13 protein-coding genes and 2 tRNA genes are annotated in these 14,842 nt (G+C 66.3%); 2 read left to right on the top strand and 13 right to left on the bottom strand.

Annotated elements, in window-relative coordinates; genetic code table 11:
- Positions 1-3: 3 nt before the first annotated feature.
- The gene (locus tag NGH83_RS00075) at positions 4-246 is read left to right on the top strand and encodes a cell division protein CrgA (protein ID WP_251857059.1); all 243 of its coding nucleotides are present in this window, start codon (positions 4-6) and stop codon (positions 244-246) included.
- Between the two features lie 134 nt (positions 247-380).
- On the opposite strand, the gene NGH83_RS00070 is transcribed toward NGH83_RS00075, so the two are convergent.
- Entirely contained in the window at positions 381-1,064 is a 684-nt protein-coding gene (locus tag NGH83_RS00070; protein ID WP_251857058.1) for a rhomboid family intramembrane serine protease, read from the bottom strand.
- A 3-nt stretch (positions 1,065-1,067) separates the two neighbouring features.
- Positions 1,068-1,607, bottom strand: a complete 540-nt coding sequence (locus NGH83_RS00065) for a peptidylprolyl isomerase (RefSeq protein WP_251857057.1) — start codon at positions 1,605-1,607, stop codon at positions 1,068-1,070.
- Between the two features lie 99 nt (positions 1,608-1,706).
- On the opposite strand from NGH83_RS00065, the gene NGH83_RS00060 reads away from it, so the two are divergent.
- Positions 1,707-2,288: a hypothetical protein gene (locus tag NGH83_RS00060; RefSeq protein WP_251857056.1), complete on the top strand. Its 582-nt coding sequence runs from the start codon at positions 1,707-1,709 to the stop codon at positions 2,286-2,288.
- Positions 2,289-2,349: 61 nt separating this feature from the next.
- Here the strand turns inward: NGH83_RS00060 and NGH83_RS00055 are convergent, their stop codons facing one another.
- From NGH83_RS00055 to dnaA, 11 genes are all read right to left on the bottom strand, one after another.
- On the bottom strand, positions 2,350-3,378 hold the full coding sequence (locus NGH83_RS00055; RefSeq protein WP_251857054.1) for a 6-phosphofructokinase: 1,029 nt from the start codon (positions 3,376-3,378) through the stop codon (positions 2,350-2,352).
- A 370-nt stretch (positions 3,379-3,748) separates the two neighbouring features.
- Positions 3,749-3,821: transfer RNA gene (locus NGH83_RS00050), tRNA-Ala, on the bottom strand.
- Positions 3,822-3,863: 42 nt separating this feature from the next.
- Positions 3,864-3,937, bottom strand: a tRNA-Ile gene (locus NGH83_RS00045).
- Between the two features lie 51 nt (positions 3,938-3,988).
- On the bottom strand, positions 3,989-4,405 hold the full coding sequence (locus NGH83_RS00040) for a DUF3566 domain-containing protein (protein ID WP_251857053.1): 417 nt from the start codon (positions 4,403-4,405) through the stop codon (positions 3,989-3,991).
- Positions 4,398-6,923 (bottom strand): DNA gyrase subunit A, encoded by a 2,526-nt coding sequence (gyrA, locus tag NGH83_RS00035; RefSeq protein ID WP_251857052.1) that lies wholly within the window; start codon positions 6,921-6,923, stop codon positions 4,398-4,400. The genes NGH83_RS00040 and gyrA overlap by 8 nt, the downstream gene beginning before the upstream one ends.
- 111 nt (positions 6,924-7,034) lie before the next feature.
- Positions 7,035-9,020: a DNA topoisomerase (ATP-hydrolyzing) subunit B gene (gyrB, locus tag NGH83_RS00030; RefSeq protein WP_251857051.1), complete on the bottom strand. Its 1,986-nt coding sequence runs from the start codon at positions 9,018-9,020 to the stop codon at positions 7,035-7,037.
- 111 nt (positions 9,021-9,131) lie between these two features.
- Positions 9,132-9,593 carry a DUF721 domain-containing protein gene (locus NGH83_RS00025; RefSeq protein WP_251857050.1) on the bottom strand — a complete coding sequence of 154 codons (462 nt, stop codon included), beginning with the start codon at positions 9,591-9,593 and terminating at the stop codon, positions 9,132-9,134.
- A gap of 32 nt (positions 9,594-9,625) precedes the next feature.
- The gene (recF, locus tag NGH83_RS00020; RefSeq protein WP_251857049.1) at positions 9,626-10,813 is read right to left on the bottom strand and encodes a DNA replication/repair protein RecF; all 1,188 of its coding nucleotides are present in this window, start codon (positions 10,811-10,813) and stop codon (positions 9,626-9,628) included.
- A 16-nt stretch (positions 10,814-10,829) separates the two neighbouring features.
- Positions 10,830-11,723 carry a phosphogluconate dehydrogenase (NAD(+)-dependent, decarboxylating) gene (gnd, locus tag NGH83_RS00015; protein ID WP_251857048.1) on the bottom strand — a complete coding sequence of 298 codons (894 nt, stop codon included), beginning with the start codon at positions 11,721-11,723 and terminating at the stop codon, positions 10,830-10,832.
- A 20-nt stretch (positions 11,724-11,743) separates the two neighbouring features.
- Positions 11,744-12,889, bottom strand: coding sequence for a DNA polymerase III subunit beta (gene dnaN, locus NGH83_RS00010; protein ID WP_251857047.1), 1,146 nt, complete (start codon positions 12,887-12,889; stop codon positions 11,744-11,746).
- A 437-nt stretch (positions 12,890-13,326) separates the two neighbouring features.
- Positions 13,327-14,742: a chromosomal replication initiator protein DnaA gene (dnaA, locus tag NGH83_RS00005; RefSeq protein WP_251857046.1), complete on the bottom strand. Its 1,416-nt coding sequence runs from the start codon at positions 14,740-14,742 to the stop codon at positions 13,327-13,329.
- Positions 14,743-14,842: the final 100 nt, after the last annotated feature.

Genomic DNA, 14,842 nt, shown 5'->3' with positions numbered 1-14,842 from the left:
CGCATGGCACGTGTGAAGCTGCGCTCCTCCGACCGTCCCGTCGACGAGCGCTCCGGCGAGGGGGCTCCGAACCCCGTCTGGTTCAAGCCGCTCATGTTCGGCTTCATGCTCCTCGGCCTGGCCTGGGTCATCGTGTTCTACGTCAGCCAGGGCGCGTGGCCGATCCCCTCGCTCGAGAGCTGGAACATTCTGATCGGGTTCGGCATCGCCTTCATCGGCTTCCTGATGACCACCAGGTGGCGTTGACCCCAACACGACATGAAGAAGGGCCGGTGAAGTTCACCGGCCCTTCTTCGTACCCGGGTGGATGCGGGTGCCCCTAGGGAGTTACACGGGTGTAACTCTATGCACAGTGTGGATTGTCCTGTGGATAACCGGGCTCAGTAGATGAGGGCCGGATAGACGCCCACGATCACGAGGATCACCGAGAATCCGGCCAACAGGCCGACCTGCAGCGGGCGGAGTCGGCGATGCCTGGTCTGTGAGTAGATGATGCCCACGATGGCGCCGGCCACCAGGCCGCCGACGTGCGCCTGCCAGGAGATCGACCCGACGAAGAAGCCGATCGCGAGGTTCAGACCGATGACGATGAGCAGCCCGGTGGTGTTGCCCCCGAGCTTGCGCACCAGGACGAAGAAGGCGCCGAGAAGACCGAAGATCGCCCCCGAGGCACCTACGACGCTTCCGCCCTGCAGCAGCAGCACCGCCACCGAGCCGCCCAACGTCGAGATGACGTAGAGAGCGAGGAAGCGCCACTTGCCGAGCATCGTCTCGAGCTGCTGACCGAACATCCACAGCGCGAGCATGTTGAAGAAGATGTGGAACAGCTGCTGCGGCGAATGCACCAGCGCGACGGTGACGAGACGCCACGGCTCGAACGGGTAGCCGGGGAACCCCGAGTACGCGGGCGAGTACAGCAGTGCGGCGGTCACCGCCGACCCGATGCCCGGGAGCAGCTGCACCAGGAACACGAGCAGGGTGACCGAGATGATCACGTTGGTGGCCGACGGGGCGACGGCCGTGACGAAGCGCCGCCAGGCGCGACTGGAGCCCTGGCTCGGCACCGATCAGGCCTCGGTGATGTCGATGCTCGTGAGGCGCTGCTCCTCGAGCGGACGGTCGCGTCCGTCGGTGGCCACCGTGCCGAGCTTGTCGACGACGGCCTTCGACTCGTCGTCGGCGACGACACCGAAGATGGTGTGCTTGCCCTGCAGCCAGGTGGTGGGCGCCGTCGTGATGAAGAACTGGGATCCGTTGGTGCCCTTGCCGGCGTACGTCCCCGCGTTCGCCATGGCGAGCACGTAGGGCGCGGTGAAGTCGAGCTCGGGGTGGATCTCGTCGTTGAACTCGTAGCCGGGGCCGCCGGTGCCGTTCCCGAGCGGGTCGCCGCCCTGGATCATGAAGTCGGGGATGATGCGGTGGAAGACGATGTCGGAGTACAGCGGGTCGGTGCGCTTGTCGCCGGTGGCCGGGTCGGTCCACTCGATCGCTCCCGTGGCGAGTCCGACGAAGTTCTGCACCGTCTTGGGAGCGTGGTTGCCGAAGAGGTTGATGCGGATGTCGCCCTGCGTGGTGTGAAGGGTCGCGACTGCGGTGTGCGAGGTCATGTCTCGATCCTACCGAGCCTCTGTAAACCCTCAGGTCGCTCCCAGTGGACTAGATGGCAAGATGGAGCGACGCGAGCATTCCCGCATTGGAGGCGAAGGATGGGTCTTTCCCGCAAGCGCAAGAAGGAGCTCCGCAAGCTCAAGGGTCACGCTGAGGAGCTTTGGCAGGAGCAGCAGCAGGTCCTCGACCGTGCCACGTCGGTGATCCGCGAGGCATCACGACAGGCCGGTCACCTCACCCGCGAGGAGGTCGTTCCCCGGGTGCAGACGACGTACGACGAGCGGTTCCGCCCCGGTGTCGAGCGCGGACGCGCCGTCACCAACGCGGCCGTGAACTCGGCCAAGCACACCGTGGTCGATGAGGTCCTTCCCGCCGTCGCCGGCGTGGTCGGATCGGCCCTCTCCGTGGTCGATGCCGTCCGCGGCCGCACGGAGAAGACCGCCGAGGTGGTCACCAAGAAGGCGAAGAAGGCGACCAAGAACGCGAAGAAGGCCATCGGCCCGAAGAAGTCCGGCCCCGGCGCCGGAACCTTCGTGCTCGTCGGTCTCGGTGTCGTGGCCCTCGCGGGCCTCGCATACGCCGCGTGGCAGACCTTCCGGGCCGACGACGATCTGTGGATCGCCGACGACGAGCCCGAGGCGGCACCCGGAGACGTCCCGCCGACGACTCCCGCCGCCTGACGATTCTCGACGAAGAAGGCCCGCTCCCTCAGGGGGCGGGCCTTCTTCGTTGCGGCGTCTCTCAGCCGAACAGTCCGGCGGCCTCGTCGTAGCGGGCGTCGGGCACCGTGTTGAGCCCGCCCGTGGCCTCGGCGATGGTGGAGTGCACGATGTCGGTGCCGCGGAGGGCGACCATGGTGCCCCATTGCTCGGCGACGACCGCGTCGACCGCGTGGATTCCGAGCCGCGTGGCGAGGACCCGGTCGTAGGCGCTCGGCACACCGCCGCGCTGCAGGTGCCCGAGGGCGACCGAGCGCGATTCGATGCCGGTGCGCGCCTCGATCATCGGGGCGAGCAGCTCGGCGATACCGCCCAGGCGGGGGCGGTTGAATGCGTCGAGTCCGAGGTGCGAGTGCTCCTCCTCCATCGTGCTGAGACGGAAGCCCTCGGAGACGGCCAGCACCGCAGCCCGGCCGCGGTCGCGGACGCTTTCGACCCACTCGCAGATCTGCTCGATGCTCATCGGGCGCTCGGGGATGAGGATGGCGTGCGCACCGGCGGCCATCCCCGAGTGCAGGGCGATCCACCCGACGTGGCGGCCCATGACCTCGACGAGGATGCAGCGCTGGTGCGATTCGGCGGTCGTCCGCACGCGGTCGATCGCCTCGGTGGCGATCTCGACGGCGGTGTCGAAGCCGAACGAGTAGTCGGTGCCGGCGAGGTCGTTGTCGATCGTCTTGGGGACGCCCACGATGTTGATGCCCTCGTCGGACAGTCGGCGCGCGGCGGCGAGGGTCCCTTCACCGCCGATCGCGATGATCGCGTCGATGCCGTTCTCCGCCAGGGTCCGCTTGATGTTGTCGGGCCCGCCGTTCTCGCCTTCGAAGGGGTTGGTCCGCGAGGAGCCGAGAATGGTTCCTCCCTGACGCGAGAGACCGCGCACGTCGTGACGGTCCAGCGGCACGATGTCGCCCTCGACGACGCCGCGCCACCCGTAGCGGAAGCCGGCGAACTCGGCGTTGTAGGCACGGTCGCCCTTCAGCACCGCGCCGCGGATCACCGCGTTGAGACCGGGGCAGTCACCGCCGGACGTGAGGATACCGATTCGCATCGCATTCACCGTTCTCGTTGTCGAAGAGAGCCGTCTCGACGGCCCTAACGACTCTAGCGGCCCCCGGCGGCGCGGAATGCGGGGCCGAAAGTCCCTCAAGACCCGCCCGTTGAGCGAAGCGATACGAGGGAGGTGCACCATCCACAAATGACAAGAGCGCCGCCCTTTGGCCGACGCCTTGATCGTTAGCCAACACAGTGCCGTCTGTGGAGACGAGGGGAATCGACTCCCTACCCGCTCCCCCAGCCGTCGCTTCGCGCCGCCCGGGGCCCCTCGCGGGCAGGGGCCCACCTTCACCCGGCTTCTCATCCTCTCGTCTCCACAAACGACAAAAAGCGCCACCCTTCGGTGGCGCTTGGTTCGTCGTTTGTGGAGACGAGGGGAATCGAACCCCTGACATCCTGCTTGCAAAGCAGGCGCTCTGCCAACTGAGCTACGTCCCCGTGTGCTCCGATGCGCCGCCGAAGCGGCGCACCGGGTGTACGTGGGGCTACCAGGACTTGAACCTGGGACCTCTTCGTTATCAGCGAAGCGCTCTAACCGCCTGAGCTATAGCCCCGAAAACAGCAGGTTCGACTTTACCTTACGGATGGCCTGCTGTGCGAATCGCCTACTGGTTGGCGAAACCGACGAGCACACCGCCGGTGATGCGGACGCTCAGGTTGTACAGCACCGTCGCGATCGCGCCGAGCACGGTGCCGACGATGATGTTGAGGATGGCCAGCACCAGGGCGATGCCGAGCACCTGTCCGAGTCCGAAGATCTCGGTGATGCTGAAGCTGTCCTCGCCGGAGATCTCACCGTAGAGGCCGCTCAGGGTGTCGAAGATACCCGTCTGCGCGAGCACCATCCAGACGAGGAAGCTGCCCACGATCAGCACGATGCCGAGCGCGACCATCACGAGGAACGACAGCTTCACCGCCGACCAGAAGTCGACGTAGACCAGCTTCAGACGGACCTGCTTGGCCTGAGGGGTCCGCGCAGACGAAGACGACTTGCGCGCGAGTTTCTCGGCGACACTACTCATCGGCGTTCTCTCCCTCTCCCGGAGCCTCTACTGCTTCGCCCTCGGGGGTGTCACCCTCGGCGTTGCCTTCCACGTTGCGTTCGCTGTTCTTGGCGACAGCGATGATCCTGTCCTGCGCACTGAAGCGAGCGAAGACAACACCCATGGTGTCACGTCCCTTGGCCGGGACCTCGGAGACACCCGAACGAACCACCTTTCCGCCTGCCAGAACGACGAGAACCTCGTCGCCCTCGGTGACGATGAGCGCACCGGCCAGGTCGCCGCGAGCCTCTTCGAGCTTCGCGACCTTGATGCCGAGTCCGCCACGGTTCTGCACACGGTACTGGTCTACCGAAGTGCGCTTCGCGTAGCCGCCCTCGGTGACGATGAACACGTAGTTCTCAGCCTCGTCGCCGCCGACGACCGACGCCGACAGAAGTTGATCCTCGTCGCGGAAACTCATGCCCATCACGCCGGACGTGCTGCGGCCCATCGGGCGCAAGGCCTCGTCGGTCGCGGTGAACCGGATCGACATGCCCTTCTTCGACACCATCAGCACGTCGGTGTCGGAGTTCACGAGCAGCGCCGAGACGAGCTCGTCGCCCTCGCGCAGGTTGATCGCGATGATGCCACCGGTGCGGTTCGTGTCGTATTCGGTGAGCGCCGTCTTCTTGACGAGACCGTTGCGGGTGGCGAGCACCAGGTACTGCGAGACGTTGTAGTCGCGGATGTCGAGCACTTCCGCGATCTGCTCATCGGGCTGCAGCGCCAGCAGGTTGGCGACGTGCTGACCCTTCGCGTCGCGGCCGCCCTCCTGAACCTCGTAGGCCTTCGCCCGGTAGACCCGGCCCTTGTCGGTGAAGAACAGCAGCCAGTGGTGGGTGGTGGTGACGAAGAAGTGCTCGACGACGTCGTCGGCGCGCAGCTGCGCACCTCGCACGCCGCGGCCGCCGCGGTGCTGGCTGCGGTAGTTGTCGCTGCGCGTGCGCTTGATGTACCCGCCGCGCGTGACGGTGACGACCATCTCCTCTTCGGGGATCAGATCCTCGATGCTCATGTCGCCGTCGTAGCCGAGCAGGATCTCGGTCCGACGCTCGTCGCCGAAGCGGTCGACGATCTCGGTCAGCTCGTCGCTGATGATCGTGCGCTGACGCGACGGGCTCGCGAGGATGTCCTTGTAGTCCGCGATCTGCAGCTCGATCTCGGCCGCCTGATCGACGATCTTCTGCCGCTCGAGCGCGGCGAGGCGGCGCAGCTGCAGGCGCAGGATCGCGTCGGCCTGGATCTCGTCGACGTCGAGCAACTCCATGAGGCCGGTCTGCGCGGCGTCGGCGGTCGGAGACCGGCGGATGAGAGCGATGACCTCGTCGAGCGCGTCGAGCGCCTTGAGATAACCGCGGAGGATGTGCGCCTGCTCCTCGGCCTCACGCAGCAGGTACTCGGTGCGACGGACGATGACATCGATCTGGTGGTCGACCCACGCCGAGATGAAGCCGTCGATCGGCAGGGTGCGAGGCACCCCGTCGACGATCGCCAGCATGTTGGCGCCGAAGTTCTCCTGCAGCTGCGTGTGCTTGTACAGGTTGTTGAGGACGACCTTCGCGACCGCATCGCGCTTCAGCACGACGACGAGGCGCTGACCGGTGCGGCCCGAGCTCTCGTCGCGGATGTCGGAGATGCCGGCGATGCGGTTGTCCTTGACCAGCTCGGCGATCTTCACCGCGAGGTTGTCGGGGTTGACCTGGTAGGGCAGTTCGGTGACGACGAGGCAGGTGCGTCCCTGGATCTCCTCGACGTTGACGACGGCGCGCATCGTGATCGATCCGCGACCGGTGAGGTACGCGTCCTGGATGCCCTTGGTGCCGAGGATCTGCGCGCCGGTCGGGAAGTCGGGTCCCTTGATGCGCTGCATCAGCGCGGCGAGCAGCTCCTCGCGGGTGGCTTCGGGGTTCGCGAGTGCCCACAGGGCGCCGTCGGCGACCTCGCGCAGGTTGTGCGGCGGGATGTTGGTGGCCATGCCGACGGCGATACCGACCGATCCGTTGACCAGCAGGTTCGGGAACCGACTCGGCAGGACGACGGGCTCCTGGGTGCGCCCGTCGTAGTTGTCCTGGAAGTCGACGGTCTCCTTGTCGATGTCGCGCACCATCTCCATGGCGAGCGGGGCCATCTTCGTCTCGGTGTACCGCGACGCCGCGGCGCCGTCGTTGCCCGGAGAGCCGAAGTTGCCCTGGCCGAGAGCGAGCGGATACCGCAGGCTCCACGGCTGCACGAGTCGGACGAGGGCGTCGTAGATCGCGCTGTCACCGTGCGGGTGGTACTGCCCCATGACCTCGCCGACCACGCGGGCGCACTTGCTGAACGCCCGGTCGGGGCGGTAGCCGCCGTCGAACATCGCGTAGACGACCCGGCGGTGCACCGGCTTCAGCCCGTCGCGTACGTCGGGGAGGGCGCGTCCCACGATCACGCTCATCGCGTAGTCGAGGTACGACCTCTGCATCTCGAGCTGAAGGTCTACCTGCTCGATCTTGTCGGTCATCGGGGTCCGTTCTTACGGTGGGAAGTCGGTGGAAAGCTCTAGGTCGGCGGTCCGGATGAGGGGCACACGAGTGCGCGTCACCCGACCGCCGTCGCCGGCACGATCGCGCGGTCAGATGTCCAGGAAGCGGACGTCTTTGGCGTTGCGCTGGATGAACGAGCGGCGGGACTCGACGTCCTCGCCCATCAGGGTGGCGAAGATCTCGTCGGCCGCCGCGGCGTCGTCGAGGGTCACCTGCCGGAGCGTCCGGGTGTCGGGATCCATGGTGGTCTCCCACAGCTCCTTGTAGTCCATCTCGCCAAGGCCCTTGTAGCGCTGGATCCCGTTCTCCTTGGGGATGCGCTTGTTGTTCGCCTGCCCATCGCTGAGCACCGCGTCGCGTTCGGCGTCGCTGTACACGTAGTCGTGCGGTGCGTTGCTCCACTTGATGCGGTAGAGCGGCGGCATGGCGAGGTACACGTAGCCGAGCTCGATGAGCGGCCGCATGTACCGGAACAGCAGGGTCAGCAGCAGCGTCGTGATGTGCTGGCCGTCGACATCGGCGTCGGCCATCAGGATGACCTTGTGGTACCGCGCCTTCTCGGCGTTGAAGTCCTCGCCGATGCCGGTACCGAATGCCGTGATCATCGCCTGCACCTCGGCGTTGCCGAGGGCGCGGTCGAGTCGTGCCTTCTCGACGTTGAGGATCTTGCCGCGCAGCGGCAGGATCGCCTGCGTGAACGGGTTGCGTCCCGTCCCCGCGGAACCGCCGGCGGAGTCGCCCTCGACGATGAAGATCTCGGATACCGTCGGGTCCTTGCTCTGGCAGTCCTTGAGCTTGCCCGGCATACCGCCGCCCTCGAGCAGGCCCTTGCGTCGAGCGGTCTCTCGCGCCTTCCGCGCGGCCATGCGCGCAGTCGCGGCCTGGATCGCCTTGCGGATGATCTCCTTGGCCTGCAGCGGGTTGCGCTCGAACCAGTCGCCCAGCTGGTCGCCGGCGACGCGCTGCACGAACGCCTTCGCCTCGGTGTTGCCGAGCTTGGTCTTCGTCTGGCCCTCGAACTGCGGCTCCCCGAGCTTCACCGAGATGACGGCGGTAAGGCCTTCGCGCACGTCGTCGCCGGAGAGGTTGTCGTCCTTCTCCTTGAGGATGCCCTTGTCGCGCGCGTACTTGTTGACGAGCGTGGTCAGTGCGGCGCGGAAGCCCTCTTCGTGGGTGCCGCCCTCGTGGGTGTTGATCGTGTTCGCGTAGGTGTGGACGCTCTCGGTATAGCTCGTCGTCCACTGCATCGCGACCTCGAGCGAGATCTTGCGCTCGGTGTCTTCGGCCTCGAAGTCGATGACCTCGTTGTTGACCAGATCGGCCTTCTTCGACGCGTTGAGGTACTCGACGTAGTCGACGAGTCCGCGCTCGTACAGGTAGACGTGGGTCAGGCCGTCGACGGGTTCGCCGTCGTCGCCGATCTCCTGTCGCTCGTCGGTCATCGCGATTCGCAGACCCTTGTTGAGGAAGGCCATCTGCTGGAAGCGCGTGCGGAGCGTCTCATAGTCGAAGTCGACGGTCTCGAAGATCTCGGCGTTCGGCCAGAAGGTGATCGAGGTGCCCGTTTCGTCGGAGGCCTCGCCCTTCTCGAGCGGTGCCAGAGGGACGCCGTTCTCGAAGCTCTGGCGCCAGACGAACCCTTGACGGCGCACCTCGACGTCGAGGCGCGTCGACAGCGCGTTCACGACCGAGGATCCGACGCCGTGGAGACCACCGGAGACGGCGTAACCGCCACCGCCGAACTTGCCGCCCGCGTGCAGCACGGTGAGGACCACCTCGACGGTCGACCGCTTCTCCACCGGGTGGATGTCGACCGGGATGCCGCGGCCGTTGTCGATGACCGTCACGGCCCCGTCGGCGCGGATGAAGATCTGGATGTTGTCGCAGTAGCCCGCGAGCGCCTCGTCGACCGAGTTGTCGACGATCTCGTAGACGAGGTGATGCAGACCGCGAGGTCCAGTCGAACCGATGTACATGCCGGGCCGCTTGCGAACGGCTTCGAGGCCTTCCAGCACTTGGATCGCGCTGGCGCCGTAGCTGTCATCCGGCGTGGTCGTGTTCGTGTCGTCTGTCATACGTTCAAGGCTCCCGCCGGTCCGTACGATCCTATCAAACCTGGAGGGGGCGCGGCGGCGTCAGAGGCTTTCTGAGCGACGAATTCCGCAGGGGTGACCTCTTTTGTCGGCTCACCCGTAGGTATCGCGCGGACCCCGCCCTGGAATCGACCTGGGACCACGTTTCCAGGTGGGGGCACCAGGCCCGGAAAAGGAGATGTTCTCCACACCGGCGTCCGGGTACTCCCTCATGATGCGCGTGATCAGCTCGGTCCGCATCAGTCGGAGCTGCGTCGCCCACGCGGTCGAATCGCACTTAACCTGCAGCACTCCGTCGTCGATGCCGGTAGGAGAGGAGTGCTCCGCGGTCTCCGGCCCCGCGATGTCGCGCCATGCGGCGACGAGGTCGGTCTGCGCCAGCGGCGTCGTCCACCCCATCGTCTTCGTGAGCGAATCGAGCACGTCCCCCATGGTGCCGGGGTCGCGGCCGGGTCCGAAGGGAACCGTCTCGCCTTCCTTGGCCCGCCTGCTCTTCGTCCGCCTCGCCGACGTCCGCGGAGCACCTCCGAACGCCTCCCGCAGACGGAGATACACCGACCTCGCCTCGTCCCGAACGTCGTCGTCCTTCACGCGACATCCCCGTCGGCGGTCTGCTCGGCGACCCCGTCGATGCGACCTGCGCGGATGCGGATCAGCCGACCGGTGAGCGTCGACGGGATGTCGCCCTCGACGGCTGCGGTGACGAGGACCTGCTCGTAGCCGGCGACGGCGACGGCCAAGCGCTCGCGTCGGGGTTCGTCGAGCTCGGCGAACACGTCGTCGAGGATCAGTACCGGGTCACCAGCCGACGAGCTCTCGCGGACCAGTTCCGCAGCGGCGAGTCGCAGAGCGAGCGCGAACGACCAGGACTCCCCGTGACTGGCGTATCCGCGGGCCGGAAGTCCGTTGAGTTCGAGGTGCAGGTCGTCGCGGTGGGGCCCGACGAGCGTGATCGCGCGGTCGAGTTCGCGTGGACGCACCCGCGAAAGGCTCTCGCGGAAGCGCTCGGCCAGCTCGGCGGCGTCGATGCTCGACTCCACCCGCTCGGTACCGCGGTCGTCGGAGTCGGGATCGTTCGCGAGGACGCTCACCTGCATCCCGAGTCGGGGGCGGTGGTCGGCGCCGGCGATGGCGGTATACGCACCGGCGACGTGTCCGCGCAGCTGGTCGACGAGGGACAGGCGCTGCGCGACGATCTCGGATCCCAGCTCCACGAGCCGTTCGTCCCAGATGTCGAGGGTGGCGAGCCCCGCGCCCTTTGTCCCCGTGGCGCGGGCGCTCTTGAGCAGGGTGTTGCGCTGACGGAGGACCCGGTCGTAGTCCGAGAGCACTCCGGCCAGGCGAGGAGAGAGCAGGACGAGCAGATTGTCGAGCATCCGGCGGCGCCCCGACGGATCGCCGCGCACCAGCGACAGGTCTTCGGGGGCGAAGAGCACACTCGACAGGTACCGGGGCAGGTCCCGGAGCTTCGCCGGGGACCTGCCCACCTGCACCTTGTTGGCCGAACCCGCGTTGATCTGCAGTTCCACGAGGATCTCGCGGTCGCCGTGCGCCAGCAGCGCTCGGACGATCGCGGAATCCTTCCCCTGACGCACGAGCGCCTGGTCGGACGAGACCCGGTGGGACCCGAGGGTGCTGAGGTAGCCGAGGGACTCGACGAGGTTGGTCTTCCCCTGGCCGTTGCTGCCGACGAACACGTTGACGCCGGGCAGCAGCTCGACGTCGGCGCTCTCGTAATTACGGAAGTCGACCAGGTTCAGATGGCGCACCCTCACGCCGGACCTCTTCTACTCAGCCGTCGGCGGACGGCTTGGTGGCGTGTCCGCCGAACTGCTGACGTAGCGCGGCGACGGCCTTCATCGCCGGAGACTGGTCCTGCTGGGAGACGTAACGCGCGAACAGCGACGCGGCGATCGCGGGCATCGGCACCTTGCGGTCGACAGCCTCTTCGACGGTCCAGCGGCCCTCGCCCGAGTCGGCGACGTAGTCGTCGATCTCCTCGAAGTCGGGGTCCTGTTCGAGCGCGAGCACGAGCAGCTCGAGGAGCCACGAGCGGACGACCGTGCCGCGCTGCCAGGCCTTGAAGGTGCCGGTGACGTCCTTGATGAGGTCGTCACGCGAACGGAGAAGCTCGAAGCCCTCGGCGTAGGACTGCATCATGGCGTACTCGACGCCGTTGTGCACCATCTTCGCGTAGTGGCCGGCGCCGACCGGGCCGACGTGCACGAAGCTCTCCTCGCGAGGACCCTCGGGGCGCAGCGCGTCGAAGATCGGCATGACGCGCTGGACCTGCTCGTCGCTGCCGCCCACCATCAGGCCGTAGCCGTTCTTCAGACCCCAGACGCCGCCCGAGACACCGCAGTCGACGTAGTCGACGCCGGTCTTCGCGAGCAGCTCGGCGTGCTTGAAGTCTTCGGTGAACTTCGAGTTGCCGCCGTCGATGACCAGGTCGCCCTGTTCGAGGACTCCCGCGAGCTCGGTGATCACCGAGTCGGTGATCTCTCCGGCGGGGACCATCACCCAGACGGTGCGCGGCGCCTCGAGGCGCGACGCGAGTTCGGCGAGGTCCTTGACGTCGGAGACGTCGGGATTCGTGTCGTAGCCCACCACGTCGATACCGGCGTTCTGCAGCCGGGTACGCATGTTGTTGCCCATCTTGCCGAGACCGATGAGACCGAGTTGCATGTGAGGTGTTTCCTTCGTGATCAGCGCAGCAGGAGGTTGGGCTGCAGCAGGTACCGATAGTCGTCGGTTCCGCTCTGCTCCTTGCTGGACTGGCTGGTGATGAGCACCGGACCCGGCTTGTTCGGGTTCTCGGTCTTCGTGAACGCGATGCGCACGAACTCCGAGTGAACGGCTCCCAGCCCGTCGAGCAAGAACTGCGGCTTGAGGGAGACGACGGTGTCAGTCCCGGTCAGAAGGGCTTCGATGTTCTCGGAGGCCTGAGCCTGCTCGCTGCCGATGGCTTCGAGCGTCAGACCGTCGAGGTCGAAGGAGTATCGGAGCGCGGCTTCGCGCTCGAGCACGAGCTGGACTCGGCGGGTGGCCTCGATCAGCTCGCCGGTGTTCATCACGGCGTAGTTCTCGACGACCTCGGGGAACAGGCGACCGACGGGCGGGAAGTTGCCCTTGATCAGGAGCGACGTCACCGTCTTGCGGTCTGCGCTGAACGCGATGAGCTCGCGGTCCTCGCTGCCGGAGATCGAGATCGCGATCGTGCCGCTCGAGCCGAAGGTCTTGCCGACCTCCTGGAGCGTGCGGGCGGGGACGAGGGCGCTGAGCTTCTCGAGCCCGTCGGCGCTCGCCTCCCACTGGATGCCGCGCACGGCGACGCGGTACCGGTCGGTGGCGATGAGGTTGAGTCGGTCGCCGGAGATCTCGAGCTGGACACCGGTGATGACGGGCGTGACGTCGTCGCGCGACGCGGCGACCGCGACCTGGGCGACGGCGCTCGCGAAGACGTCGGCGGCGACGACACCGGTGGGCTCGCCGATCTTCGGCAGGCTCGGGTACTCCTCGACCGGCATGCTCAGAAGGGTGAAGCGGGCGGAGCCGGCGCGGACCACGATGCGGCTGTCCTCGGAGGCCACCTCGACGGGTGCGTTCGGGAGTCGGCTGGCGATGTCGGCGAGGAGTCGACCGGACACCAGCGCACGGCCGGGCTCGGAAACCTCGGCGGCGATCTCGGTGCGGGCGGACACCTCGTAGTCGAACGACGACAGGGTGAGACCGTTGCTGCCGGCCTCGATGAGCACACCGCTCAGGATCGGAAGGGTCGTCCGCTGGGGAAGGAGTTTCACCGCGAAGGACACAGCCTCGCTGAAGACGTCCCTGTTCGCCTGGAACTTCACGCTTTCCCCTGTCTGTTCTTACCGGTGGTCAATGCTAGCGGCTGTGTCCCCCGCGCATAACCGGGCGTCCGCGCCTCTGCCCCGCTCTCCCGCCGTCGGTAAAAGGTTGTCGGAGAAGTCAGAAGGAATATCTATAGGAACACTCTTAACGGGTGTGGATGGTGTGGACGGCCGGCTGACATCCTTGTCGGGAGTAGGGAACTACACCCATGGAAGATGTGCATCTCGTGTGGGGGCCGCTGCGGACGATGTCGATCGGCAGGGGGCCTCGGCCGATCGAGTTGCACATGATCGATGGGATTCCCCACAGGCCCGTCGCGTGTCGTCCCCGACTTGTCCACAGATCCGTCCACATGCTGTGAGCAGCGCGCGGCGAAGCATCCCCGAAGAGGCATGAACGGGGGAAAAGCCTGTGGAAACTGTGGAGAACCGGTCGGTCAACCGCGCGAGTAGCGGTGATTCTGCTTGATCCGGCTTGTGAGTTCCGTCACCTGGTTGTAGATCGATCGCCGCTCTTTCATGAGCTCGCTGATCTTCTTGTTCGCGTACATGACGGTGGTGTGGTCGCGTCCGCCGAAGAGCTGGCCGATCTTGGGGAGTGAGAGGTTCGTCAGCTCCCTGCAGAGGTACATGGCGATCTGACGGGCCGTGGCGATGGCTTGCGAACGCGACGAGCCGTAGAGGTCGTCGACGCTCAGCTTGAAGTAGTCGGCGGTGTGATTGATGATGTCGACCGGCGCGATGACGTTGTCCTCATCGAGCGTGATGAGGTCCTTCAACACCGTCTGCACCAACGACATGTCGACGGGAGTCCGGTTGAGGCTGGCGAACGCGGTCACCCTGATCAGGGTTCCCTCGAGCTCGCGGATGTTGCTCGACACCTTCGAAGCCATGAACTCGAGGATGTCGTCGGGAACCTGCAGCTTGTCGCTCTGCGCCCTCTTGCGGAGGATCGCGATGCGGGTCTCGAGGTCGGGCGCTTGGACGTCGGTGATCAGACCCCACTCGAACCGCGAGCGCATACGGTCCTCGAACCCCGTCAAATGCTTCGGCGGAAGATCGCTGGTGATGACGACCTGCTTGTTGTGGTCGTGCAGCGTGTTGAAGGTATGGAAGAACGCCTCTTGAGTGGAGTCCTTGCCCTGCAGGAACTGGATGTCGTCGATGAGGAGCACGTCGACATCGCGGTACCTCGCCTGGAACAGCGACGAACGGTTCGTGGCGATCGAGTTGATGAAGTCGTTCGTGAACTCCTCGGAGCTGACGTACCGCACTCGGATGCCGGGATACAGATTGACCGCGTAGTGGCCGATCGCGTGAAGCAGGTGCGTCTTGCCGAGACCGGAGTCGCCGTAGATGAACAGCGGGTTGTACGCCTTCGCCGGCGCCTCGGCCACCGCGACGGCGGCGGCATGGGCGAAGCGGTTGGAGGCGCCGATGACGAAATTGTCGAAGTTGTACTTGCCGTTCAGCCGCGTCTCGCCGCGCGCCACAGGGGCGCCCTGTTCGGTGACGGTCTGCACCGGGGTCTCGATGTAGTGCGGCTCGGCGGCGTCGCTGACGGGCACCACCGGGCTGGTATCGATGTCAGGGTTGACGACGATCGCGAAGTTCGCCACTTCGAGCCCGGGGTCGAGGGAGGCGATCGCATTCAGTAGAGGGACACGGATGCGCTGCTCGAGCATTCCGCGGGTGAGGTCGTTGGGGACCTCGAGGTACATGGTGCCGGCCATGATGCCTTTGGGCTCGACGAGGTTGATGAACCCTCGGAGCTGCGGCGTGATCCGATCGTCGGTACCGAGCGCATCGAGCATCGCGCTCCAGACCTGCCTGGTCTGTGCTGCCTCTGCCATTGGGCTCCCGTGAACTGTGGCGCTCTGCGCCGGAGCGGCGTTCGGCCGATGCCCCCGAGACCACGCTGTGACCTCGGAAACCGTTGAGATGTCGGAGAAT

It is taken from the genome of Herbiconiux sp. L3-i23, assembly GCF_023734115.1.
Lineage (GTDB): Bacteria > Actinomycetota > Actinomycetes > Actinomycetales > Microbacteriaceae > Naasia.
This window is presented reverse-complemented; position numbering and strand designations above follow the sequence as displayed.